A 23,996-nucleotide genomic window follows, 5' to 3' on the forward strand; every position below is an offset into this window, starting at 1 on the left:
AATTTAGTTAATGTGTTTACTACTACGGACACGCACTTCTAGGGAGGCCGGTCATGGCGTTCTATCGGCACGTGGGCAACATTCCGCCCAAGCGGCACACGCAGCACCGTGACGACAACGGTCAGCTCTACTTCGAGGAGTTGATGGGAGAAGAGGGCTTCTCCTCCGACTCCTCGCTGCTCTACCACCGCCACATCCCGTCGGCGATCGTCGACGCCACGGTGTGGGAGCTGCCCGACCAGAGCACCACCCCCAATCACCCGCTCAAGCCGCGCCACCTGAAGTTGCACGACCTCTTCCCGGAGACGGTCTGGGCCGACACGGACGTGGTCACCGGACGCCGGCTGATCCTCGGCAACGCCGACGTCCGCATCTCCTACGTGGTCGCCGCCAAGGAGTCGCCGCTGTACCGCAACGCGATCGGCGACGAGATGGTGTACGTCGAATCCGGGGCCGCCACCGTCGAAACCGTGTTCGGTGCGCTCGAGGCGAAGCAGGGCGACTACGTCCTGATTCCGATGTCGACCACGCACCGCTGGATCCCGCAGGGCCCGGAACCGTTGCGCGCCTACGCAATGGAGGCCAACAGCCACATCGTCCCGCCGAAGCGGTACCTGTCGCGGTTCGGTCAGCTGCTCGAGAACGCGCCCTACTGCGAGCGCGATCTGCACGGACCGTCCGACACACTGCAGGCCGAGGACACGGACGTCGAGGTGCTCGTCAAGCACCGGACGTCGCACGGGATCGTCGGCACGCGAATGGTGTACCCGCAGCATCCCTTCGACGTCGTGGGCTGGGACGGGTGCCTGTACCCGTACACGTTCAACATTTCCGACTACGAACCGATCACCGGGCGCGTGCACCAGCCGCCGCCGGCGCATCAGGCATTCGAGGGCAACAACTTCGTCATCTGCAACTTCGTGCCCCGCAAGGTCGACTACCACCCGCTGTCGATTCCGGTGCCGTACTACCACTCGAACGTCGACTCCGACGAGATCATGTTCTACGTCGGCGGCGACTACGAGGCGCGCAAGGGTTCCGGCATCGGGCAGGGCTCCATCTCGATCCACCCCGGCGGCCACGCGCACGGACCGCAGCCGGGCGCGTACGAACGCAGCATCGGGGCCGAGTTCTTCGACGAACTCGCCGTCATGGTCGACACGTTCCGTCCGCTCGAACTCGGCGAGGGCGCACTGGCCTGCGAGGACTCGGGCTACGCGTGGACCTGGGCAGGACGGGGGCCGAAGCAGTGATCCCCGCTCTCTTCTCCGGTCTCTGCGACGACGCCGCCCTGTTTCCACCCGGAAACGCGCCGCTACCCGACGCTCTGCCCGCGCACACCAGGTATCTGTCGGCGCCGTACGGGGACCTCGTCGGCCCCTTCGTGTTCCCCGTCGCACGACTGGACGAACTGACAGCCGGCGCGATCGAGTTGAGTCTGACGCTGCCCGGTGGCCCGGCCACCCTCGAACCCGCACTCGACCGCCTCGCGCAGATCGACGGTGCCACCGCCGTCGCGCTCGAGATCGCGCCGCCCGCCGAACAGACGGCCGCGGAGTTCTTCGCCGCATTGGACGCCGCGGCGGAGCTGACCTCCGGCTGTGAGGTGTTCGTCGAGGTTCCGCGCGGCGAGCGCCGGGCCGACTTCCTCGCCGCACTCGTCGGAGGCCCGTTCGCGGCGAAATTCCGCACGGGAGGCGTTGTCGCCGAGGCCTACCCGGACGAGAGGGAACTCGCGTCCGCTGTGCGCTCCGCCGTCACGACAGGTGTCCCGTTCAAGGCCACGGCCGGACTGCACCACGCCGTCCGCAACACCGATCCGCGCACCGGTTTCGAGCAGCACGGTTTCCTCAACGTGCTTCTCGCCACCCGGCACGCACTCGACGGCGCCGACACCGACCGGGTGGCCGCGACCCTCGCCGAACGTGACGGCACCCGGATCGCCCGCGAACTGAGCGACCTCCCCGCCGACGTCGTCGGCGCCGTCCGCACCGCCTTCCGATCCTTCGGCACGTGCAGCATCCTCGAGCCCCTCGAGGATCTCGTCGCACTGCACCTCGTGCCGTTGTCCGCCCTCGCCGATGAACACGCTTCCGCCGATGAAGGAGCCCACGCATGACCGTCCTCGACATTCCCGCCGATTCGCTGTTCGGGTTGGAGAACCTGCCGTACGGTGTGTTCTCGACCGCGGACTCGGCCCCCCGGGTCGGTGTGCGGGTGGGAGATTCCGTGGTGGATCTCGCCGTCACCCTGGGTGACGACGTCTTCGCGCAGCCCACCCTCAACGCGTTCATGGCGCAGGGCCCGGCCCGCTGGAGCGAGGTTCGCCGGCAGGTCACCGAACTCGTCCAGGGCGACGTCGCCGACACCGCGGTGTTCGCGGTTGAGGACGTGACGATGCACCTGCCGGTGGCCATCGCGGACTACGTCGACTTCTACGCGTCCGAGAATCACGCCACCAACCTCGGACGACTGTTCCGCCCCGACTCCGAGCCGCTGATGCCCAACTGGAAGCACCTGCCGGTCGGATACCACGGGCGGTCGAGCACCGTCATCGTGTCGGGCACCGATGTGGTCCGGCCGTGCGGGCAGCGCAAGGCCCCGAATCAGGACGCGCCCGACTTCGGGCCGTCCCGCCGCCTCGACATCGAGGCCGAGATGGGCTTCCTCGTCGGCGTCCCGACGAAGCTGGGGGAGACCATCACGCCGGATCGGTTCGCGGACCACGTGTTCGGCGCGGTCGTCGTGAACGACTGGTCCGCCCGCGACATCCAGGCCTGGGAGTACGTTCCGCTCGGCCCGTTCCTCGGGAAGAGTTTCGCGACGTCCATCTCCCCGTGGGTGGTGCCGCTGGCGGCCCTCGAGGCGGCTCGCATCGACACCCCGACGCAGGATCCGCAGCCGCTGCCGTACCTGCGCGGCGAGGAGAAGTGGGGTCTGGACATCGACCTGGCCGTCGAGTGGAACGGGCACGTCGTGTCGCGGCCGCCGTACGCACAGATGTACTGGTCGCCGGCGCAGATGCTCGCGCACACCACCGTCAACGGCGCCGCCGCCAGCACGGGCGACCTGTTCGCATCGGGCACCATCTCCGGACCCGAGAAGGACCAGCGCGGAGCGTTCATCGAACTGACGTGGGGTGGTCAGGATCCGGTCGTCGTGGGGGACGAGAAGCGCACGTTCCTCGAGGACGGCGACGAGATCGCCATCTCCGCCACCGCACCGGGCCCCAACGGCACCCGCATCGGCTTCGGTGAGGTGCGGGCCCGCATTGCTCCACCCGTGAGTACTTCTTAACCGCGGGCGGTTAAGAAGTACTCACGGGTGGTAGGCAGTAGTCATGACCGAGAACTTCGTCGAGACCACTGCCCAGAACTTCGTCGAGACCACTGCCTTGCCGGACACCGGCGTCGCGTTCCTCACCCTGAACCGCCCCGAACAGCGCAATCCGCTGTCGTCCGAAGCCATGCGGGACGTCACCGCAGCGCTTCGGAAGCTGGGCGACGACGACACCACCCGCGTCGTCGTCATCAGGGCTGCAGGACCGGTGTTCTCCGCGGGTCACGACCTGAAGGAGATGATCGGCCGCACCCTCGAGGACGAGCAGGCCATCTTCGACACCTGCGTCGAGATGATGCAGGCCGTGCAGGAGATTCCGCAGCCGGTCATCGCGTCCGTGCAGGGTGCGGCGGTCGCGGCGGGCTGTCAGCTCGCCGCGTCGTGCGACCTCGTGGTGGCGTCGTCGAACGCCGTGTTCGGGACACCCGGAGTGAAGATCGGCCTGTTCTGCTCCACCCCGATGGTGGCGCTCAGCCGCGCGATCGGACGCAAGCGCGCCCTGCAGATGCTGCTCACCGGCGAAACGATCGATGCCGAGACCGCGGCGGACTGGGGCCTGGTGAACCTGGTGGTCGCACCGGAGGACCTCGACGGGCAGACCCGGGCGCTCGCCGCGAAGATCACGAAGGCCAGCCCGCTCACCGTGAAGATCGGCAAGCAGGCGTTCTACCGCCAGATCGACCTTCCCCAGGGCGAGGCGTACCAGGCGATGGCCGAGACGATGGCGACCAACGCCGTCACCTGCGACGCCCAGGAGGGCATGCAGGCGTTCGTCGAGAAGCGCACCCCGCAGTGGCAGGGCAAATAGCCCTCCGCGACAGGCCCTGCCTGCATTGCGCGGTGTAGCGAACCGGCGAAAGATCAGGGGTGCAGTGGCTGCGGCCGCGGGCCGTCGGCGCCCGCCGACGGTGGACCGCGACAGGCCGGCCACCGAGAATGTTCTCACTGCGGGCGACGGTCCCGCGGGAGGTGACATCGATGTTCATCCAAATCATTCAAGGAAAGGTGTCGGACGAGGCCGGCCTCGTCCGGTGCATGGACCGCTGGACCGAGGACGTGCGTCCGGGGGCGACGGGCTTCCTCGGATGCACCCAGGGATTGTGCGACGACGGAACGTTCATCGCGCTGGCGCGATTCGAATCGGCAGAGGCTGCCCGGCTCAACAGTGAGCGCCCCGAGCAGGGCGCCTGGTGGGCGGAGACCGAGCGGTGCTTCGACGGCCCGGTGTCCTTCATGGACTGCCCCGAGGTGGCCGAGTGGATGGGTGGCGGTTCGGACGACGCGACGTTCGTGCAGGTCATGGAGGGCCACACGACGGACGCGCACCGGATGCGGGAGTTGCTGGACGAGTCCGCCGACCGGGTGCACGAGCTGCGACCGGAGATCCTCGGTGGAACGCTGTGCACCTACGGCGACGGCGGGTACGTCGAGGCGGTGTACTTCACGTCCGAAGCGGAGGCCCGTTCCCACGAGAAGTTGGAGATACCGGACGACCTGAGGTCGTTGTTCGAGGAGGAGGGCCGGCTGACCGACGACGTGACGTACTACGACATGCATTCGCCAATGCTGGTGTCGGCTGGGAGGTAGCCCGAAACCTCTGGCAAGGTAGTTGGACGTCCTATAACCTTCGTGCATGAGTCTGGATGCGCGCACCGATACCGTCGACGGAGTGCTGCGGCGCTCGGCCGCCAAGTTCCCCGACCGCAGGGCGCTGACGTTCGAGGACCGCACGTGGACGTACCGGGAACTCGACGACGCGGTCAGCCGCGCCGCCGCCTACCTGCAGTCGCTGGGACTGTCGGCCGGTGAGCGCGTCGCCGCGTACGGCACCAACTCGGACGCGTACACGATCGGGTTCCTGGCCTGCGCGCGTGCGGGTCTCGTGCACGTCCCCGTCAACTATGCGCTCAAGGGCGAAGAGCTGACCTACCTGGTGTCGCAGTCCGGGAGCACCGCGGTGCTGGTCGATCCGGCGCTGCGGGGCACCCTCGACTCGATCCGGGACGGGCTGGACCTGCGTCACGTGGTGCCGTTGCGTGACGCCGAGGATTCCCTGCTCGCCCACAGCGGCTCCGGCGACGTGCCCGCCGTGGCCGTGCCGGTCGCGTCCACCGACCTGGCGCAGCTGCTGTACACGTCGGGGACGACGTCGAAGCCGAAGGGCGCCATGATGACTCACGGTGGACTCGTCTACGAGTACGTGTCCTCCGTGATCGCCCTCGCGCTGGACGAGCGTGACAATCCGCTGATCTGCATGCCGCTGTACCACTCGGCGGGCATGCACGTGTTCATGATGCCGTACCTGTCGGTGGGCGCCTTGGTGAATCTGATGCAGACCCCCGACATTCCGGAGATCCTGCGGCGCATCGAGGCGGATCACATCGGCTCGCTGTTCCTGGCCCCGACCGTGTGGGTGCCGCTCGCCGGACATCCCGATCTCGAGACCCGCGACCTGTCGTCGCTGAAGAAGGCGCAGTACGGTGCGTCGATCATGCCGGTGACGGTGCTGAACCGGCTGCGCGAACGCTACCCCGACCTCGGCTTCTACAACTGCTTCGGACAATCCGAGATCGGGCCGCTCGCCACCGTGCTGCAGCCCGCCGAGCATGAGGAGAGGCCGTCGTCGTGCGGCAAGGCCGTGTTCTTCGTCGAGACCCGGGTGGTGGATCCGGACGGCAACGACGTTCCCGACGGCACGCCGGGCGAGGTGCTCTACCGTTCGCCCCAACTGTGCCTGGGGTACTGGGACAACCCCGACGCCACCGCGGAGGCGTTCCGCGACGGCTGGTTCCACTCGGGCGATCTGGTGACGCGGGACCCGGAGGGGTACATCACCGTCGTCGACCGCATCAAGGACGTCATCAACACCGGCGGCATCCTGGTGGCGTCGCGGGAGGTCGAGGACGCCATCTACACGCACCCGGACGTGGCCGAGGTCGCCGTCATCGGGACGCCGGACGACAAGTGGATCGAGGCGATCACCGCGGTCGTGGTGCTGCGGGAGGACGCGTCCGACATCACGCGGGACGGGTTGATCGCCCACGTCAAGGAGCGCATCGCGCCGTTCAAGGTGCCCAAGCAGGTGGTGTTCGTGGACGAGTTGCCCCGCAACCAGAGCGGAAAGCTGCTCAAGCGGGAACTGCGGGCGAAACTCTGACCACTACTTCTTGGTGGACGCCCGCTCGATCAACTCGACCGGAAGCTTCACCGATTCGACGTCGTTGCCGGCGATGAGCGACAGCAGATGACGCACCCCCGTCGCGCCGATCAGGCGGGCGGGTGACCGGACGGTCGTCAGCGGCACCGGCAGCTGGGCGACCACCGGAATGTCGTTGTACCCGACCAGTGCGAGGTCGTCGGGGATCCGCAGCCCGAGGTCGCGGGCGACGCCGAGGACGCCGATCGCGATGGTGTCGCTGACGGTGAAGATCGCCTCGGGGCGCGAATCCGACTCGAGGAGAACGGTGGCGGCGGCGACACCGCCGGACACGTCGAAGTCGGAGCGGACGACGCGCTCCGGTCCCAGTTCGATGCCGTTCTCGGCCAGCGCGTCCCGGAATCCGGCGAGCCGATCGCGGGAGGTGCTCGCGTGGTCGGGCCCGGCGATGGCGGCGATCTCGGTGAACCCGCGGTCGAGGAGATGGCGTCCGGCGAGGTAGCCGCCCCGGTGGTCGTCGCCGGACACGAACGGCAGACCGACGTCGGCGTGCCGGTTGAGCTGCAGCATCGGCAGCGCCCCCACCGACAGCGAGTCGACGAACTCGCGGCCGGGGCTGTGCAGGCTGCTGAGCAGCAGGCCGTCGACCTGCCTGCTGACAAGAAACTCGATGGCGCGGCGCTGGGCGTCGAGGTCGTCGGGTGGGCTCGACAGCAGCACGGAGTAGCCGGCCTGCGTGGCCGTCTCCTCGATGCCTTGGAACATCGTCGCGACCACCCCGTCGGTGAGCCGCGGCATGACGACGCCGAGGGTGGTGGTCTTGCGGGTGCGCAGGCTCGCGGCCCACAGGTTGGGCTGGTAGCCGAGTTCCACCGCCACCTCGCGCACCCGCAGCGCGGCGTCGGACCAGCCGTCGGCGGGTTCGGGCTGCCGGAGCACCCGCGACGCCGTCGACACGTGGACGCCGGCACGTTCGGCGATCTCGCGGAGGGTCGGCGGACGCCCGGAGGTGCGGGTCGGGCGATCCGGCAGGTTCACGGGCAATCCTCGCGCTCGGGGTCGGGGACCCGGCGGCCTCGTGGTTGACGTCCGCCGGAACGCGACTTAGTCTACGTGACGAAATCGTTCGTGCAATCGTTCTCGCGAACGTTTGCACACCAGCCCCACCGGCCCCGTGGAGGAACACATGTCCGACTCGCAGACCCTGTCCCAGCTGTTCGCCCTCGACTCGCTGCTCGACACCGAGGAGATCGCGATCCGCGACACCGTGCGCCGATTCGCCGACGATCGGATCCGGCCCCACATCGGCGAATGGTTCGAAGCGGCCGCGCTGCCCGTGCGTGAACTGGCGGAAGGGCTGGGCGAACTCGGTGTGCTCGGCATGCACCTCGAGGGATACGGCTGCGCCGGCATGAGCGCCACCGCCTACGGCCTGGCCTGCCTGGAACTCGAGGCCGTCGACTCCGGAATCCGCAGCCTCGTGTCCGTCCAGGGCTCGCTCGCCATGTACGCGATCCACCACTACGGCAGCGAGGACCAGAAGCAGGAATGGCTGCCGCGCATGGCCGCAGGCAAGGCGATCGGCTGCTTCGGCCTGACCGAACCCGACTTCGGCTCCAACCCCGCAGGGATGCGCACCAACGCCAAGCGGGACGGTGACGACTGGATCCTCAACGGCACCAAGATGTGGATCACCAACGGATCCGTCGCCGACGTCGCCGTCGTGTGGGCGCGCACCGACGACGGCATCCGCGGATTCGTCGTGCCCACCGACACCCCCGGCTTCTCCGCGCCCGAGATCAAGCACAAGATGTCGCTGCGGGCGTCCGTCACGTCGGAACTCGTGCTCGAGGACGTCCGGCTGCCCGAATCCGCGATGTTGCCCGAGGCCAAGGGACTGTCCGGTCCGCTCGGCTGCCTCAACGAGGCCCGCTTCGGCATCATCTTCGGTGCGATGGGCGCCGCCCGCGACTGCCTCGAGTCCGCGATCTCCTACGCTCAGGACCGTCAGGTGTTCGACAAGTCGCTCGCCGCCTACCAGATCACTCAGGTGAAGATCGCCGACATGGCCCTCGAGGTCGGCAAGGGACACCTGCTGGCCTACCACCTCGGACGTCTGAAGGATCGCGGCGAGGCCCGCCCCGAGCAGGTCAGCACGGGCAAGCTGAACAACGTCCGCGAGGCCATCGCCATCGCCCGCGAGTGCCGGACCATCCTCGGCGCCAACGGAATCACGCTGGAATACCCTGTGATCCGCCACGCCAACAACCTCGAGTCGGTGCTGACCTACGAGGGAACGTCCGAGGTGCACCAGCTGGTGATCGGCCGTGCGCTGACGGGCGAGGCAGCGTTCCGGTGACTGCTTCGCTGGAGGGCCTGCTGATCGCCGACTTCGGTCGGGTGCTCGCCGGGCCGTACGCCACGATGCTGCTCGCCGATCTCGGCGCCGAGGTCGTGAAGATCGAGCGCGCCGGCGTCGGCGACGACACGCGGCAGTGGGGTCCGCCGTGGGTGGGCGACGAGTCCACCTACTTCCAGTCCGTCAACCGCAACAAGCGGTCCTTCGCGTGGGACCTGCGCGACCCCGTCGACCTGGAAGAGGCGCGGGAACTGGCCGCCCGGGCCGACGTGGTGGTGGAGAACTTCCTACCCGGCACGATGGACCGGCTCGGGCTCGGCTACGACGCCGTGCGGGAGATCAATCCGGACGTCGTCTACTGCTCCGTGACCGGGTTCGGCGGCCAGAACAAGCTCCCCGGATACGACCTGCTCATCCAGGCCGTCGGCGGGTTGATGAGCATCACCGGTCCGGAACCCGGCGTTCCGACGAAGGTCGGGGTGGCCGTCGTCGACGTCATCACCGGGCTGCACGCCGCGGTCGGGATCCTGGCGGCGCTGCGGCACCGCGACCGGAGCGGGGAGGGGCAGCGGGTCGAGGTGAATCTGCTGTCGTCGCTGCTGTCCGCCCTCGCGAACCAGACGTCGGGGTATGTGGGCGCCGGTGTCGTCCCGCAGGCGATGGGAAACCGGCACCCCAGCATCGCGCCGTACGAGGTGTTCGAGACCGGCGACCGTCCGCTGGTACTCGCGGTGGGGAACAACCGTCAGTTCGCCTCTCTCGTCGAGGTTCTCGGTATTCCTGAACTCGCCGACGACGAGCGGTACGCGACCAACACGCAACGGGTGGCGCACCGCGAGCAACTGGTCCGGGACATCACCGAGGCGCTGTCCGCGGGCTCGGCGGACGAGTGGTTCGAGAAGCTGACCGACGAGGGCGTCCCGTGCGGGCCGCTCAACGACATCGCCGACGCGGTGGCGCTCGCCGAGCGGCTCGGGCTGAACCCGGTGGTCGAGATCGACGACCCGCGCAGGGACCGGCCGGTGCGGCAGGTGGCGAACCCGATCCGGCTCAGCGCCACCCCGGCGAGCTATCGCAGCGCGCCGCCGCGGCTGGGCGAGGACACCCCAGCCGTGAGTACTTGTTAACCGCCCGCGGTTAACAAGTACTCACGGGGGCTCTTTCCTAAGGGAGTGTTAGGAAGGCTCCGCGGCCCTTCCGTATCGATGTGACGTGACCCACTGTGGTGTGAACGCAGAGATCCAGGGCATCGAGAGGAGTCCCGCGTGAGCACCACATCGACGGGTGAGCGCCGAGTCATCGGCAATGTTTTGAAGGGTTCGGTCGGCAACCTGATCGAATGGTACGACTGGTACGTCTACGCGGCGTTCAGCGTGTACTTCGCGAAGGAGTTCTTCCCCGAGGGCGACACCACCGCGCAGTTGCTGTCCACGGCAGCCGTTTTCGCGGTCGGGTTCCTCATGCGGCCGATCGGTGGCTGGATCATGGGACGGTACGCGGACCGCCGCGGTCGCCGATCGGCGCTCACTTTGTCGGTGACGGTGATGGCGGCGGGTTCGCTCGTCATCGCCGTCACGCCGTCCTATGCGAGCATCGGGATCGTGGCGCCGGTGCTGCTGGTGATCGCCCGGATGCTGCAGGGACTGTCGGTCGGCGGCGAGTACGCCACCAGCGCCACGTACCTGGCCGAGGTCGCTTCGCCGGGCAGGCGCGGGTTCTACTCGAGCTTCCAGTACGTCACGCTCGTCGCCGGGCAGCTGATCGCACTGGGTGTGCAGATCATTCTGCAGCTGACACTGCCGGCGGAGGCCATGCAGTCGTGGGGCTGGCGGATCCCGTTCCTGATCGGCGCCGCCGGTGCCGTCGCGGTGATGTGGCTCCGTCGCACGATGGACGAGTCGGAGGCGTTCACCGAAGAGGTGGAGGCCAAGCGCGAAGACGACGCGACGGCGAGTGGGCCGAAGGAGGGTTCGCTGCGGATGCTGCTGCAGTACCCCCGCGAGTGCCTGCTGGTCTGCGCCCTGACGCTCGGTGGGTGCGTGGCGTTCTACACGTACACCACGTACATGCAGAAGTACATGATCAACACGTCCGGCATCTCCAAGGACACGGTGGCGTGGATCAACTTCGCGGCCCTGCTGGTGTTCATCGTGTTGCAGCCGATCGGCGGCGCACTGTCCGACCGCATCGGCCGCCGGAAGCTGCTCATCTTCTTCGGGGTGGGCGGAACCATCCTCACCGTGCCGCTGATGACGGTGCTCGGGAAGACGACGAATCCGCTGGTCGCGTTCGCGCTGATGATGCTGGGACTGATCGTCGTCACCGGATACACGTCGGTGAACGCGATCGTGAAGACGGAGCTGTTCCCGACCAAGGTTCGTGCGCTCGGTGTCGGGTTGCCGTACGCCCTCACGTTGGCGATCTTCGGTGGAACCGTCGAGACCGTCGCCCTCGCCCTGAAGCGGGCAGGCCACGAATCGCTATTCTTCTACTACGTGACGGGGTGCATCGCCATCTCGCTCGTCGTCTACGTCTTCATGCGTGAGACTTCGAACGGTTCGCCCCTCGACCGGACGTCCAGCCGGGCGGACACCCCGGACGACGACGTCGAGCTGGTCGACTCGCGGAGCTGATCGAAGGGAAGTGACGTGCAGATCGCGGTGGTCGAGGACGACGACGGAGTCGGCGACGCACTCGTGGAGGCGCTGGGAACCCACGGCCACGAGGCGGTGCGCATGCGCCGCGGTTCCGATCTCCTTCTCGGCCATCGCGGTATGGACGCGGTGATCCTCGACCTCGGTCTCCCCGACGCGGACGGCCTGCAGGTGCTCCGGCAGCTGCGGGCCGTCAGCGACGTTCCGGTGGTAATCCTCACGGCCCGCGACGACGAACGGTCGGTGGTGCGGGGGCTACGCGGCGGGGCGGACGACTACCTCGTCAAGCCGGCGCGGCTCGCGGAATTGCTTGCGCGGCTCGACGTCGTGACCCAGCGCAGGCGCGCGACCGGACGTTCGGCAGAGCAGACGGTCACCGAGGGCGACGTGGTGGTCGATCTGGCGGCACGCGAGGTGGAGGTCGGCGGCGCTCCGGTGGCGTTGACAGCCAAGGAGTTCGAGCTTCTCGAGGTACTGGTCACCCGTCCCGGCGCCGCGGTGAGCCGTCAGCAGTTGATGGACGCGGTGTGGGGCGACGCGTACGTGGCCATCTCCCGCACCCTCGACGTGCACATGACGGGGCTGCGCGCGAAACTGGGCCGCCCCGGCCTCATCTCGACCATCCGCGGGTACGGCTACCGCTGGGGCACGTGACGTGCGCCGCCGTGTGCTCGCCGTCCTGCTGGTGTTCGCGGCCGTCGCGGTGGTGGCCTTCGCGGTCCCGCTGGCGCTGGCCACCAGTGCCGGACGGACCCAGGCCCTGCGGCTGAGCCGGGAGGCGGACGCGACGCATTTCGCGAGCCTCGCCGGGCAGACCCAGGCCCCCGGAAGTACCACGCTGCTGCGCGAGGAGGTGGCCCGCTACCACGAGTTGTACGGCGAGGGCGTCCTCATCGTCGACGCCAGGGGAAACGTCCGCGCCGGGGCGGGACTGTCGCCGGACGACTCCGACGTCGCCGCGGCGATCACGGCGGGACTGCGCAACCAGAAGCAGGGGATCAGCGGTTCGCTGACCCCGTGGTCGGCGAACCGGGTGCTGTCGGCCGTGCCCGTCGGCACCGGGGCGCAGGTGGACGGCGCCGTCGTCCTGGACGTGTCCACCCGCGCCGCACGGGAATCCATCCGGACGTCGTGGCTGGTGATCGTCGCGGGGGCGCTCGGCGCGCTTGCAGCGGTCACGGCCGTCGCGATCGCGCTGTCCCGGTGGACCGTTCGCCCGCTCGGGGCGCTCACCGCCAGGGTCGGCGCCCTCACCGAGGCGGTCCCGTCCCCCCGCCCGCGGACGGGTCGCAACTCCGGGCGGCCGCCCGGACGATACAGCGGACCGCCGGAGGTGCAGGAACTCGCAAAGGCGTTCGACACCATGTCGGGCGCCGTCCAGGCGTCCGGGCAGGCGCAGCGCCAGCTGATCGCCGACACCGCCCATCAACTCCGAAACCCCCTCGCGGCCCTGCACATCCGGCTCGACTCTCTCGGCCCGCACGTCGCCGAGGCCGGCGCCGAAACCTACCGCCGGACGGGGATGGAGGTCGATCGGCTCGGCGGAATCCTGGACGGACTGCTCGCGCTCGCCGTCGCCGAATCACCCGCCGACGCCGGCGAGGACGAGTCCGCGCGCGGCGGGTGCGACGTCGGTGCCGTCGTCGCGGACCGTGCCGACGCCTGGACGGAGGCTCTCGGGGAATCGGGGATGGCCCTCGTGTTCCGGCCGCCGGCCGAACCGCTGGTCGCGGACTTCCGGGACAGTCACCTGTCCCAGGTCCTGGACGTCCTGCTCAGCAACGCGCACGCGTACGCCGGTCGGGGTTCGACGGTCCGGATCGACACGGGACGGTCCGCCGCCGGAATCGAGATCCGGGTCAGCGACGACGGGGTCGGGGTGAGCGAGGACGAGATCGGCAAACTGTCTGCGCGGTTCTTCCGCGGGTCCGGGGCGGCGCAGCAGGGCACCGGGCTCGGACTGTCCATCGCGACCGCACTGGTCGAGGGCGCCGGTGGAACGCTGTCGGTCGTCGCGGAACGGCCACACGGGCTCCGGGTGACGCTGGCACTCCCGGCGGTGGCGCCGTGATCACGCGACGAACACTGCTGCGCGGTGTCCTCGCGGCGGGTGCGACCGCGGCCACGGGTGCGGTACTCGCCGCGTGCTCGGACAGCGGTACCGATCCGCTGCGACTCGCCGCGGGTGAGGAGGGCGGATTTTTCTGGGAGTTCGCCCAGTTGACGGCCGCGGCCGCGGAACGTGCCGCACTGCCGGTGCGGATCGTCCCGGTCCGGACCGCGGGGTCGATGGAGAATCTGGCGGCGCTGGCGTCCGGGGACGCGGAACTGGCGTTGAGCCTCGCCGATGCCGCCGTGTCGGCGATGGAGGCCGGCGCCGCGTTCACCGCCCTCGGCAAGGTGTACGAGAACTACATGCAGCTCGCGGTGCGCGCCGATTCCGGGATCGCGGGCACCGCGCAGCTGCGGGGTGCCCGAATCAGTCTGGGCGCCACAGGCTCCGGAGCGGAACTGACGGGCGAACGCATCCTCGACGTCCTGGGCCTGGCGGGCCGGGGAGACGTGACGCGACTGCACCTGTCGATGACCGATGCGGGGCAGGCGCTGCGCGACGGCACCGTCGACGCGGTGCTGTGGGCGGGCGGGGTGCCGACACCGTCGTTCGCGGATCTCGGGATCCCGCTGCGACTGCTCGACCTGTCCGCCGAACTGGAACTACTGCGGGTGCGGTTCGGCCCACGCTACGAGCCGGTGCTGATTCCGCCCGGCACGTACGGACAGCAGACGTCGGTCGCGACGATCGGTCTCGCGAACCTGCTGCTCGCCGACCCCGCCGTGTCCGACGGCGCCGCGGGCGCGATCGTCGAGGTGCTCATCGACCACGCCGCGGAACTGGTGCCGGATCAGGCGACCGGCAGCCAGTTCCTGGACCGTCAGTCGTTGATCGTCACCGCAGGTGTGCCGCTGCACCCCGGAGCGGCCGCCGCGTACCGGAGACACCACGGCTGAGCCGGTCTCTACTGCACCTGGGCGACGACGAAGATGCGCCGGAACGGGAAGAACGTGCTCCCGTCCGGTCGCCGGGGATACGCCTCGTCGAGGAGCGGGACGAGTTCCTCGCGGAAGCGGTCCCAGTCCGGCGCCGAGAGGGCATCCTTGACCGGTCGGAGCGCCGTTCCGGTGATCCACTCCAGCACCGGGTTCTCCCCGGTCAACTGCTGGACGTACGTGGTCTCCCAGGCGTCGACGGCGCACCCGGCGTCCGCGAGCAGGCCCGCGTACCCGACGGGATCGTCGACGACGTTGTCCGCCCGGAACGGCACGTCCGTCAACCACCGGGACCACCGCTCGGTCCCGGCGAGGTCCCGGACGATCGCGTGCGAGGGCGCGTCGAAGTTGCCGGGGACCTGCACCGCGATCCACGCCCCCGACGGCAGTTGTGCCGGCCAGTGGCGCAGCAACTCCCGGTGTTCGGGCACCCATTGCAGGGCGGCGTTGGAGACGACGACGCCGGTGTCGGGCTGTGGCGTCCAGTCGCGGACGTCCAGCCGGGCGGCGTCGAGGCCGCGGTCACGCGCGGCCCGGACCATCTCGGGTGAGCTGTCGGACGCCTCCAGGACGGCGTCCGGCCACCGCTGGGCGAGGCTGACGGTCAGGTTCCCCGGGCCGCAGCCGAGGTCGACCACGCGGCGGGGTGACCGCGCGTCGACACGCGACAGCAACTCGTAGAACGGGCGCCCCCGATGGTCCGCGAAGGCGAGGTACTTGTCCGGATCCCATATGTCGTCCACGCCTTCAAACAGTACGCCCATACTGTTGGTGTGTGGGGTCAGAGGCCGAGATCCTTCGCGATGATCGTCTTCATGACCTCGCTCGTCCCGCCGTAGATGCGGGACACGCGGGTGTCCGCGTACAGGCGCGCGATGGGGTATTCGAGGACGTAGCCGTAACCGCCGTGCAGTTGCAGGCACTTGTCGATGACCCGGCCCGCGGCCTCGGTGCAGAACAGTTTCGCCTTCGCGGCGTCGGCGACCGTCAGTTCGCCCGCGTCGTGCAGTTCGAGTGCGCGGTCGGCCATCAGCTGGATCGCCTCGACCTCGGTGGCGCACTCGGCGAGCACGAACTTGGTGTTCTGAAACGCCGCGACGGGCTTGCCGAACACCTTGCGTTCCTTGACGTACGCGATCGCGTGCTGCAACGCCGCGGCCGCGGTCGCCGACCCGCCGAGCGCGATGGACAGACGTTCCTGCGCGAGGTTGTGGGTGAGGTAGCTGAAACCGGCCCCCTCGTCGCCGAGGCGGTCCGCCACCGGCACCTGCACGTCGGTGAAGGACAGTTCGGCGGTGTCCGACGCCTTCAGGCCGATCTTCTCGATCTTGCGGCCCACCGCGAAACCCTCGGACGTGGTGTCGACGACGAGAATGGTGAGACCGGCCCGGCGGTCCTCCGGAGTGCTGGGCGCAGTGCGGCACACCACGAGGATCCGGTCGGCGAGCGCGCCACCGGTGATGAACGTCTTCGCGCCGTTGAGAACGTAGTGCGACCCGTCCGCCGACAGTTTCGCCGACGTCGCGATGTTCGCGAGGTCGGAACCGGTGCCCGGCTCGGTCATCGCGATCGCGAACATGATGTCGCCGGACGCGAATCCGGGGAGCCACCGCTGCTTCTGCTCGTCGCTGGCGTACTCGAGCAGGTACGGCAGGATCAGATTGGTGTGCACGGAGTAACTGCCGAACGTGACGCCGGCGGCCGCCGTCTCCTCGCCGACCACCGCGGCGAACTTGAAACTCTTCTCACCGCCTCCGCCGAACTCCTCCGGCACCTGGATGCCCAGCACGCCGAGTTCACCGAGGCGGCGGTAGAAGTCGCGCGGCGGATGTCCCTCGCCCTCCCAGTCGTGGTGGACGGGCGCGACTTCCTTGGCGATGAAGTCGCGGATGGTCTTCCGGAACGCGTCGTGATCTTCGTTGAACACCGTACGCTGCACGGGTTTTCTCCTTCGGATTACAGTGCGTAACTGCGCAGTACGCCCTTGCTGATGATCATTTTCTGAATCTCGCTGGTGCCCTCGCCGATGAGGAGGAACGGTGCCTCGCGCATCAGGCGCTCGATCTCGTATTCCTTCGAGTAGCCGTAGCCGCCGTGGATGCGGAAGCTGGCCTGGGTCACCTCGGAGCAGTACTCGCTGGTGAGGTACTTGGCCATGCCCGCGGCGACGTCGTTGCGTTCCCCGGAGTCCTTCAGGCGGGCCGCGTTCACCATCATCAGATGCGCGGCTTCCACTTTCGTCGCCATCTCGGCGAGGCTGAAGGCGACCGCCTGATGCTCCGCGATCGGTTTGCCGAACGTGCTGCGTTGCTGTGCGTATCGGGCGGCGAGCTCGAACGCCCGGATCGCGACCCCGCACGCGCGGGCGGAGACGTTGACCCGGCCGACCTCGACGCCGTCCATCATCTGCGAGAACCCGCGGCCCGGGGTTCCGCCGAGGACGTCGCCGGCGGCCGCGCGATAGTTGTCGAACAGCAACTCGGTGGTGTCGATGCCCTTGTAGCCCATCTTGTCGATCTTCCCCGGGACGGTGAGTCCGGGGAGGACCTCACCGAAACCGGCGGGCTTCTCGATCAGGAAGGTGGTCAGGTTGGCGTGCGGCTTCGCGGCGCCCTCCTCGGTGCGCACCAGCGCGGCGACGAGCGTCGAGCTGCCGCCGTTGGTGAGCCACATCTTCTGGCCGTTGATCACGTAGTCGCCGTCGGCGTTGCGCTTGGCCTTGGTGCGGATCGCGGCGACGTCGGAACCCAGCTCGGGCTCGGACATGGAGAACGCGCCGCGCACCTCACCGGTCGCCATCCGCGGCAGGTAATGGTTCTTCTGGGCGTCGGTGCCGTGCTGACGGATCATGTACGCGACGATGAAGTGGGTGTTGATCACACCGGACACGCTCATCCAGCCGCGGGCGAGCTCCTCGACGCACAACGCGTACGTGAGCAGGGATTCGCCCAGCCCGCCGTACTCCTCGGGGATCATCAGCCCGAACAGGCCCATGTCGCGCATCTTGTCGACGATGGCCTGGGGGTAGGTGTCGGAGTGCTCGAGTTCCTGTGCGGCCGGGATGATGTCGCGATCGACGAAAGTGCGTACGGTGTCGACGATCTCGGTCTGGAACTCGGTCAGATCGAGAGTGTGGGCGAGGCGGCTCATGGAATTCAGAATGCCCGATCCGCGGGGGCCCGGCTAGGGGCGTTCGGGCTATCTGTCGGATAGCGCAGTCCAATGCACCCGCACCTCGGCGACTCATAGGCAGACGTAGCCGGTGCCTTCGCCGAGTACGTATTGATCGACGGCTTCCCGGTCCGTTCAATGAATCGAGATACTGTGACCCACGCCACCACATTCTTCGAAGGGATCACCACGTGACCCGCTCCACTGCCACCCTCGACCGGACCGTCGCCATCGGTTCCGAGTCCCGCAGCCGCGCTTGGGGCCTGACCGCGCTCCTCGTGCTGCTCTACGTCGTCAACTACGCCGACAAGGCCGTCCTCGGCATCATCGCCCAGCCCCTCGCCCACGAACTGGGGCTGAGCGCCTCGCAGATCGGGCTGGTGGGCAGCCTCTTCTTCCTGACCTTCACCGTCGGCGGCTTCTTCGCCGGCGCGCTGAACCGCTGGATGTCGCTGCGATGGGCGCTGCTGCTGCTCGCGATCGCCTGGTCCGTCGCAATTCTTCCGCTCGTGGTCGTCGCGAGTTTCGGGGTGCTGCTGGTCAGTCGCCTGTTGCTCGGGCTCGCGGAAGGTCCGAGCTCCGCGCTGCTCCACACGGGTGCGTACTCGTGGCACGCACCCGCCAAGCGCGGACTGCCGAGCGCGCTGCTCGCCGGTGCCGCATCGATCGCGAAGATCGCCGTCGCGCCTGCTCTCGCGTTCGTGACCGTCACGTTCGGGTGGCGCTACGCGCTGGTCGCACTGGCCGCCATCGGAGTTCTGTGGTGCGTCGTCTGGCTGACCGTCTGGAGCGAAGGCCCGTACATCCGCAGCGGCAAGGGCGCCGATTCGGCGGCCGCCGGTGACGCGGGCGAACCGGCGGTGCCGTGGGGCCGCATCTTCCGGACCCGCACGTTCATCTTCGGCGCGCTTCTCGTCATGAGCGTGTACGCACTGGTCGCCGTGGTTCTGACGTGGCTGCCGTCGTACTTCGAGGTGGGCCTCGGGTACAGCCGCCTCCAGGCCGGCTCCATGTTCGCGTTCCCGAGCATCGCCGGGCTGATCCTGATGCTGTTGTCGTCCGTGATCGGCGACCGCCTGCTCGCGCGCGGCTCGACGTCCCGCGTGGTCCGTGTCGTCGTCCCCGCCGTCGGGGTGCTGATCTGCGGTGCGATCCTGCTGGCCCTCCCGTCGATCACCGCACCCGCGGTAGCCGTCCTCGTCGTTTCCGTCGGCTACGGCTTCGCGGCGTCGGTGTTCCCGCTGCTCAACGCGGCGATCTCGGAGATCTGCCCGCCCCGCCAGACCGCCGGCACGCTGGGCGTCTTCCTCGCCGTCATGGCGATCGGCGGTCTCGTCGCCCCCTACGCGACGGGTCTGATCGTCGACGCGGCCGCCTCGCCCGCCGAAGGGTACGCCACCGCGTTCCAGGCCCTCGGACTCGTCGCCGCCGTGTGCGCCGTCGGGGCGCTGCTCTTCGCGAACCCCGAGCGCGACAAGAAACTGGTCCGGGGCGACGCTGCGGGCATAGGCACGAACTAACGCTGCGATCGGCCGAAAGTCGTTGTGCTGACGACTTCGCCCGTGATTGATTCGAGTCACCCCCTCAGATCGAAGGAACACACCATGCGCGATGCAGTGATCGTCGACGCCGTCCGCACGCCCATCGGGCGGCGTGGCGGTTCCCTGTCCGGAATCCACCCCGCAAACCTGTCGGCGCACGTCCTCGAGGCCCTCGCGGCGCGCACCGGACTCTCCCCGGATCAGGTCGGCGACGTCGTCTGGGGCTGCGTCAGCCAGGTGGGGGAGCAGGCGGGCAACGTCGCCCGCACCGCCGTGCTCGCCGCCGGCTGGCCCGAATCGGTGCCGGGCACCACCCTCACCCGGGCGTGCGGATCGAGCCAGCAGGCCGTGAGCTTCGCCGCCGCCACGGTCATCGCAGGCCACGAGGACATCGTCGTCGCCGGTGGTGTGGAGTCGATGAGCCGGGTTCCCATGGGCAGCGCCAGCACGAACGGCGAACACTTCCCGGCGGCCGTCCTCGACCGGTACGGCGTCGGCGGGTTCAGCCAGGGCACCGGCGCCGAGATGATGGCCGAGAAGTGGGGGCTGTCCCGTCAGGCGCTCGACGAGTACGCGCTGCGATCGCACGCACTCGCGGCCGACGCCGCGGACCGGGGCGCATTCGACGGGCAACTCGCACCGCTCTCCGACGTCCTCGCAGGCGACGAGGGGATCCGCCGCGGCGGATCCCTCGAATCGCTCGGCAAGCTGAAGACCGTCTTCAAGGAGGACGGCGTGATCCACGCCGGCAACTCCTCGCAGATCTCCGACGGCGCCGGTGCGCTGCTCGTCACGACGAGCGAGAAGGCCGCCCAACTGGGCCTGACCCCGATGGCCCGCATCCACACGTGCGCCGTCGCGGGCGACGACCCGGTGATCATGCTGACCGGACCCATCGCCGCGACGGAGAAGGCGCTGTCCCGCTCGGGACTGAAGATCGACGACATCGGCGCATTCGAGGTGAACGAGGCGTTCGCTCCCGTCCCGCTGGCGTGGCAGGCGGAGACCGGCGCCGCGAAGGACCGGCTCAATCCGCTCGGCGGAGCCATCGCGGTCGGGCACCCGCTCGGCGGTTCCGGGGCGATCCTCATGACCAGGCTCGTCCACCACATGCGGGACAACGGCATTCGGTACGGATTGCAGACGATGTGTGAGGCGGGTGGCCTCGCCAACGCCACCATTCTCGAACTTCTCTGATCCGACAACACCTTTCGAAGGGAACACACGCACGATGGAACTCAAGGGAATTTCGACCGCGGTCACCGGCGGCGCGTCCGGTCTCGGCCTCGCGACAGCCCGCCGGCTCGTCGACGCGGGCGCCCAGGTCACGCTCATCGACCTGCCGAACTCCGACGGCGAGGCGGCCGCGAAGGAATTGGGCAGCGCCGCCCAGTTCGCCCCCGCCGACGTGACCGATTCCGAGCAGTTCGCGGGCGCACTCGACGTCGCCGACGACCGCGGCGGACTGCGCGGCCTCGTGCACTGCGCCGGCGCCGGACGCCGGATGCGCATCCTCGACTCCGACGGCAAGGCAGGCTCCGTCGAGGACTTCGAGTTCGTGATCCGGCTCAACCTCGTCGGCTCGTTCAACGCCCTGCGGCTCGGGGCGGAGCGGATGGCGCGGCAGGAGGAGATCGACGGCGAGCGCGGCGCGGTCGTGCTGACGGCGTCCGTCGCCGCGTTCGAAGGCCAGATCGGCCAGATCAACTACACCGCATCGAAGGCAGGCATCGTGGGCATGACGGTCACCGCGGCCCGGGACCTTGCCAGCCGTAACATCCGGGTGTGCACCATCGCCCCGGGGATCATGGACACCCCGCTCCTCGCCCGGCTGCGCGACGACGTGCGGGCGTCGCTGGAGAAGTCGGTGCCGAACCCGTCGCGTCTGGGCAAGCCGAGCGAGTTCGGGCAGCTCGCCTGCCAGATCCTCGAGAACGGCTACCTCAACGGCGAGACCATCCGCCTGGACGGCGCCATCCGCATGGCACCTCGCTGACTAACTAAGGACCCAACGTGAATTCTGCTGCACCGGTATTGCATTACCCCGAACTGACGTTGGCGGCGTTCCCGTCCGGCATGGCGAACCTGTACGGCGACAAGGCCGCAGTGGTCGACGGCGACACGGTGTGCACCTACCGCGAGCTGGACCAGCGGTCGGGAGCGTTCGCCGCCGCGCTGCGGGACGCGGGAGTGACCGAACGCGACGTGGTGCTCCTGCACCTCGGCAACTGCATCGAATTCGTGGTGGCCTACTACGGCGCGCTTCGGGCCGGCGCGACCGTCACCCTGGTCAACCCGTTGCAGCCGGGCCCCGGCCTGCGCTCGCAGATCATCGACACGGGGGCGGTCGCCGCCGTCACCCAGCCCGGGCAACTGGACACCCTCACCGCGGCGGCGAGCGGCACCACCGTGCGCACCATCGTGGTGGCCGGCCTCCCCGCGGGCGTCGGTCGCGGCCAGTTCGGGTTCGACGAGTTCGTCCGCGGGTACGCCGCCGCACCGTTCACCCCGGCAGTGTCCGGGGACGACGTGGCCCACCTCGCGTACACCGGCGGCACCACCGGCTTGTCGAAGGGGGTGCGGGTGCTGCACCGCAACGTCCTCGCCAACGTCACCCAGATGATCGCCTGGCGGGCGGGCCACGAGGTCTGCGCCACCGACGACGGCGGCATCGAACTGCGTCCCATCGAGAGTCTCGGCGACCGCGGGGTGGTGCCCGGCGACGGCGCGACCGTCGTCGTGTCGCCGCTGTTCCACGCGCATGCGCTGATCAACATGTCGTTCCTGTTGCTGTGCGGGGCGACGCAGGTGTTCGCCGGACGCTTCGAGCCCGGGCGGATGCTGGAGTTGATCGAGACGCACCGCGCCACGTACATCACCGGGAGCCCGGCGATGTGGCACGCGGTCGCCACGCATCCCGACGCCGCGACCCGGGACACCGATTCGGTGCGGGTGGTCTCCTCGGGTGCCGCACCGATCGATCACGTGACCCTCGGGGCGCTGAGCCGGGCGTTCCCGTCGGCGAGCGTGGTCGAGGGATACGGGCTGACGGAGGGAACCTGCCTGGTCGCCTCCGCACCGCTGACCGGCTCCGTCGCCTACAAACTCGGCAGCGTGGGGTTGCCGGTCTTCGACACCGAGGTGCAGATCCGCGCCCAGGACGACTCCGGTGCCGTACTGGAGGCCGGCGACCGCGGCAAGCTGTGGGTCCGCGGACCGCAGGTCACGGACGGCTACCTGAACCACCCGGAGATCACGGCGCAGCAGTTCGTCGACGGCTGGCTCGACACCGGCGACATCGCTTACCTCGACGAGGACGGGTACCTGTTCATCTGCGACCGCACCAAGGACATGCTGATCTACAAGGGCTACAACGTGTATCCGCGTGAGCTCGAGGAGATCCTCGTCTCGCACCCGGACGTGTCCTCCGCCGCCGTCGTCGGCAGGGAGGCAGGCAGCGTCGGCCAGGAGCCGGTGGCGTTCGTGGTGCCGCTGCCCGGTGTGAGGATCGACGGGGACGCGGTGTCCGCGTTCGTCGCCGAGCGGGTGCTGCCGTACAAGAAGGTACGCGACGTCGTGGTGGTCGAGCAGTTGCCGACCTCCGCGGCCGGGAAGATCCTCAAGACGAAGCTGCGCGAGCAACTCGCGACCGCGGCGACGTAGCTCCCGCTGGGTGGACGCAACCCTGTGACGCGCTCCCTTCGTCCCCTACCGTCCTGGTAGCGGGAAGGAGGGAGCGCTGATGGTTTCGGCCGAGCCGATCGTGTACGTCGTCGACGAGATGGTGGTGTCGCCCGGTCGGGCGCGCGCTTTTCTCGACGCTTACCTGGAACGCTATGCGCCCGGCGCGATTGCGCGCGGGCTGACCCTCGATCGCGTGCTCGTCTCCCCGCCGGTGTGGCTCGAGGACCAGTCCAACACCGTCAGTGTCAGCTGGACCGTGCGCGGCGCTCGCGCCTGGTGGCATCAGAGCCTTCTCGCGCGCCACGACGCGGAGGTGCTCGGCTGGTGGGAGGACGCCGACCAGCTTCTCACCACCCGGCGACGCACGGTGTCCTGCTCGCCCGCGGACGTGGAGGTCGCGACCGATGTTTAAGGTGACCAAGCTGATTCACCTCGGCGCGGACTCGGACGGCAGCGCCGCTGCGTCGGTGGCAGGCAGGCTGCAGGACGTAGCGGCCTCCCGGGCCCGGCGTGTCCTCGTGGCACCGACCCTGCCCGGCGGCATCAACGGCGGCGACGTGATCGCGCACCTTCACTTCGACGACGAATCCGACTGGCGCGCCGTCGAACCCGATATCGCCGCACAGCTGTCCGTCCCCGAGATCGGGCACGTCGACAGCGTCGGCTACACGGGCGTTCCCACTCCCGCCCCACGCGCTTTCGAGCCGGCCGTGTACCGGACGCTCCTCGTCTCGGTCGAAAATTCCGCCGACCCGGCGGTGGTGCAGCAGTTCGAATCCGAGACGCGGGCGATGTCGGACTACATCCGCACCATCGGGACCTCGCAGCTGAGCCGGGTGCACGAGTCGGCCGGCGCCGCGCGGTGGACCCACGTCTGGGAGCAGGAGTACGCCGACCTCGACGGACTGTCCGGGCCGTACATGACGCACCCCTACCACTGGGCGCACATCGATCGGTGGTTCGATCCCGAACGCGGGCCGCGGATCGTCACCCGGCTGTGCCACAGCTTCTGCACGATCGACGGTGCGATCATCTAGCGGTTC

At 68.9% G+C, this 23,996-nt stretch carries 22 protein-coding genes; 18 read left to right on the top strand and 4 right to left on the bottom strand.

The window, feature by feature from the left end; all coding sequences use genetic code 11:
• Window positions 1-53: 53 nt before the first annotated feature.
• The 6 genes from BLV94_RS35315 (at window position 54) to BLV94_RS35340 (ending at window position 6,496) form a co-directional block, all read left to right on the top strand.
• Window positions 54-1,253 (top strand): homogentisate 1,2-dioxygenase, encoded by a 1,200-nt coding sequence (locus BLV94_RS35315; RefSeq protein WP_072947793.1) that lies wholly within the window; start codon window positions 54-56, stop codon window positions 1,251-1,253.
• Window positions 1,250-2,119, top strand: a complete 870-nt coding sequence (locus BLV94_RS35320; protein WP_072947806.1) for a hypothetical protein — start codon at window positions 1,250-1,252, stop codon at window positions 2,117-2,119. Before BLV94_RS35315 ends, BLV94_RS35320 begins: the two co-directional genes overlap by 4 nt.
• Window positions 2,116-3,297 (top strand): fumarylacetoacetase, encoded by a 1,182-nt coding sequence (gene fahA, locus BLV94_RS35325; RefSeq protein WP_072947795.1) that lies wholly within the window; start codon window positions 2,116-2,118, stop codon window positions 3,295-3,297. Before BLV94_RS35320 ends, fahA begins: the two co-directional genes overlap by 4 nt.
• Before the next feature lie 43 nt (window positions 3,298-3,340).
• Window positions 3,341-4,147: an enoyl-CoA hydratase gene (locus tag BLV94_RS35330; RefSeq protein ID WP_072947798.1), complete on the top strand. Its 807-nt coding sequence runs from the start codon at window positions 3,341-3,343 to the stop codon at window positions 4,145-4,147.
• Between the two features lie 170 nt (window positions 4,148-4,317).
• Window positions 4,318-4,926: a hypothetical protein gene (locus tag BLV94_RS35335; protein ID WP_072947808.1), complete on the top strand. Its 609-nt coding sequence runs from the start codon at window positions 4,318-4,320 to the stop codon at window positions 4,924-4,926.
• Window positions 4,927-4,972: 46 nt separating this feature from the next.
• On the top strand, window positions 4,973-6,496 hold the full coding sequence (locus tag BLV94_RS35340; RefSeq protein ID WP_074933892.1) for an acyl-CoA synthetase: 1,524 nt from the start codon (window positions 4,973-4,975) through the stop codon (window positions 6,494-6,496).
• Between the two features lie 3 nt (window positions 6,497-6,499).
• Here BLV94_RS35340 and BLV94_RS35345 read toward each other — a convergent pair whose 3' ends face one another.
• Window positions 6,500-7,534, bottom strand: coding sequence for a LacI family DNA-binding transcriptional regulator (locus tag BLV94_RS35345; protein WP_072947214.1), 1,035 nt, complete (start codon window positions 7,532-7,534; stop codon window positions 6,500-6,502).
• Between the two features lie 148 nt (window positions 7,535-7,682).
• Here BLV94_RS35345 and BLV94_RS35350 point away from each other — a divergent pair, with 148 nt between their 5' ends.
• The 6 genes from BLV94_RS35350 to BLV94_RS35375 all read left to right on the top strand — a co-directional run bounded on the left by BLV94_RS35350 (window position 7,683) and on the right by BLV94_RS35375 (window position 14,518).
• A complete protein-coding gene (locus BLV94_RS35350; RefSeq protein ID WP_072947213.1) occupies window positions 7,683-8,855 on the top strand; it encodes an acyl-CoA dehydrogenase family protein in 1,173 nt (390 codons plus the stop codon).
• On the top strand, window positions 8,852-9,982 hold the full coding sequence (locus tag BLV94_RS35355) for a CaiB/BaiF CoA transferase family protein (protein ID WP_072947212.1): 1,131 nt from the start codon (window positions 8,852-8,854) through the stop codon (window positions 9,980-9,982). Before BLV94_RS35350 ends, BLV94_RS35355 begins: the two co-directional genes overlap by 4 nt.
• 138 nt (window positions 9,983-10,120) lie before the next feature.
• A complete protein-coding gene (locus BLV94_RS35360) occupies window positions 10,121-11,488 on the top strand; it encodes an MFS transporter (RefSeq protein WP_072947211.1) in 1,368 nt (455 codons plus the stop codon).
• A 15-nt stretch (window positions 11,489-11,503) separates the two neighbouring features.
• On the top strand, window positions 11,504-12,163 hold the full coding sequence (locus BLV94_RS35365; protein ID WP_072947210.1) for a response regulator transcription factor: 660 nt from the start codon (window positions 11,504-11,506) through the stop codon (window positions 12,161-12,163).
• A gap of 1 nt (window position 12,164) precedes the next feature.
• Entirely contained in the window at window positions 12,165-13,580 is a 1,416-nt protein-coding gene (locus BLV94_RS35370) for a sensor histidine kinase (protein WP_072947209.1), read from the top strand.
• The gene (locus BLV94_RS35375) at window positions 13,577-14,518 is read left to right on the top strand and encodes a TAXI family TRAP transporter solute-binding subunit (protein WP_072947208.1); all 942 of its coding nucleotides are present in this window, start codon (window positions 13,577-13,579) and stop codon (window positions 14,516-14,518) included. The genes BLV94_RS35370 and BLV94_RS35375 overlap by 4 nt, the downstream gene beginning before the upstream one ends.
• Window positions 14,519-14,526: 8 nt before the next feature.
• On the opposite strand, the gene BLV94_RS35380 is transcribed toward BLV94_RS35375, so the two are convergent.
• From BLV94_RS35380 to BLV94_RS35390, 3 genes are read right to left on the bottom strand one after another with little or no spacing between them, the layout of a single operon-like run.
• Window positions 14,527-15,291 carry a trans-aconitate 2-methyltransferase gene (locus BLV94_RS35380; protein ID WP_072947221.1) on the bottom strand — a complete coding sequence of 255 codons (765 nt, stop codon included), beginning with the start codon at window positions 15,289-15,291 and terminating at the stop codon, window positions 14,527-14,529.
• 47 nt (window positions 15,292-15,338) lie between these two features.
• Window positions 15,339-16,496: an acyl-CoA dehydrogenase family protein gene (locus BLV94_RS35385; RefSeq protein WP_072947207.1), complete on the bottom strand. Its 1,158-nt coding sequence runs from the start codon at window positions 16,494-16,496 to the stop codon at window positions 15,339-15,341.
• 17 nt (window positions 16,497-16,513) lie between these two features.
• Window positions 16,514-17,707 (bottom strand): acyl-CoA dehydrogenase family protein, encoded by a 1,194-nt coding sequence (locus BLV94_RS35390; RefSeq protein WP_072947206.1) that lies wholly within the window; start codon window positions 17,705-17,707, stop codon window positions 16,514-16,516.
• Between the two features lie 212 nt (window positions 17,708-17,919).
• Here BLV94_RS35390 and BLV94_RS35400 point away from each other — a divergent pair, with 212 nt between their 5' ends.
• The 6 genes from BLV94_RS35400 to BLV94_RS35425 all read left to right on the top strand — a co-directional run bounded on the left by BLV94_RS35400 (window position 17,920) and on the right by BLV94_RS35425 (window position 23,990).
• Entirely contained in the window at window positions 17,920-19,248 is a 1,329-nt protein-coding gene (locus BLV94_RS35400; protein ID WP_072947205.1) for an MFS transporter, read from the top strand.
• Between the two features lie 84 nt (window positions 19,249-19,332).
• Window positions 19,333-20,466 carry a thiolase family protein gene (locus BLV94_RS35405; protein WP_072947204.1) on the top strand — a complete coding sequence of 378 codons (1,134 nt, stop codon included), beginning with the start codon at window positions 19,333-19,335 and terminating at the stop codon, window positions 20,464-20,466.
• A 34-nt stretch (window positions 20,467-20,500) separates the two neighbouring features.
• Window positions 20,501-21,265: an SDR family NAD(P)-dependent oxidoreductase gene (locus BLV94_RS35410; RefSeq protein ID WP_072947203.1), complete on the top strand. Its 765-nt coding sequence runs from the start codon at window positions 20,501-20,503 to the stop codon at window positions 21,263-21,265.
• 17 nt (window positions 21,266-21,282) lie between these two features.
• A complete protein-coding gene (locus BLV94_RS35415) occupies window positions 21,283-22,932 on the top strand; it encodes a class I adenylate-forming enzyme family protein (RefSeq protein WP_072947202.1) in 1,650 nt (549 codons plus the stop codon).
• Window positions 22,933-23,011: 79 nt separating this feature from the next.
• The gene (locus BLV94_RS35420) at window positions 23,012-23,365 is read left to right on the top strand and encodes a hypothetical protein (RefSeq protein ID WP_072947201.1); all 354 of its coding nucleotides are present in this window, start codon (window positions 23,012-23,014) and stop codon (window positions 23,363-23,365) included.
• Window positions 23,358-23,990 (top strand): Dabb family protein, encoded by a 633-nt coding sequence (locus BLV94_RS35425; protein WP_072947200.1) that lies wholly within the window; start codon window positions 23,358-23,360, stop codon window positions 23,988-23,990. The genes BLV94_RS35420 and BLV94_RS35425 overlap by 8 nt, the downstream gene beginning before the upstream one ends.
• Window positions 23,991-23,996: the final 6 nt, after the last annotated feature.

The organism is Rhodococcus koreensis (assembly GCF_900105905.1).
In the GTDB taxonomy this organism is placed as follows: domain Bacteria; phylum Actinomycetota; class Actinomycetes; order Mycobacteriales; family Mycobacteriaceae; genus Rhodococcus_F; species Rhodococcus_F koreensis.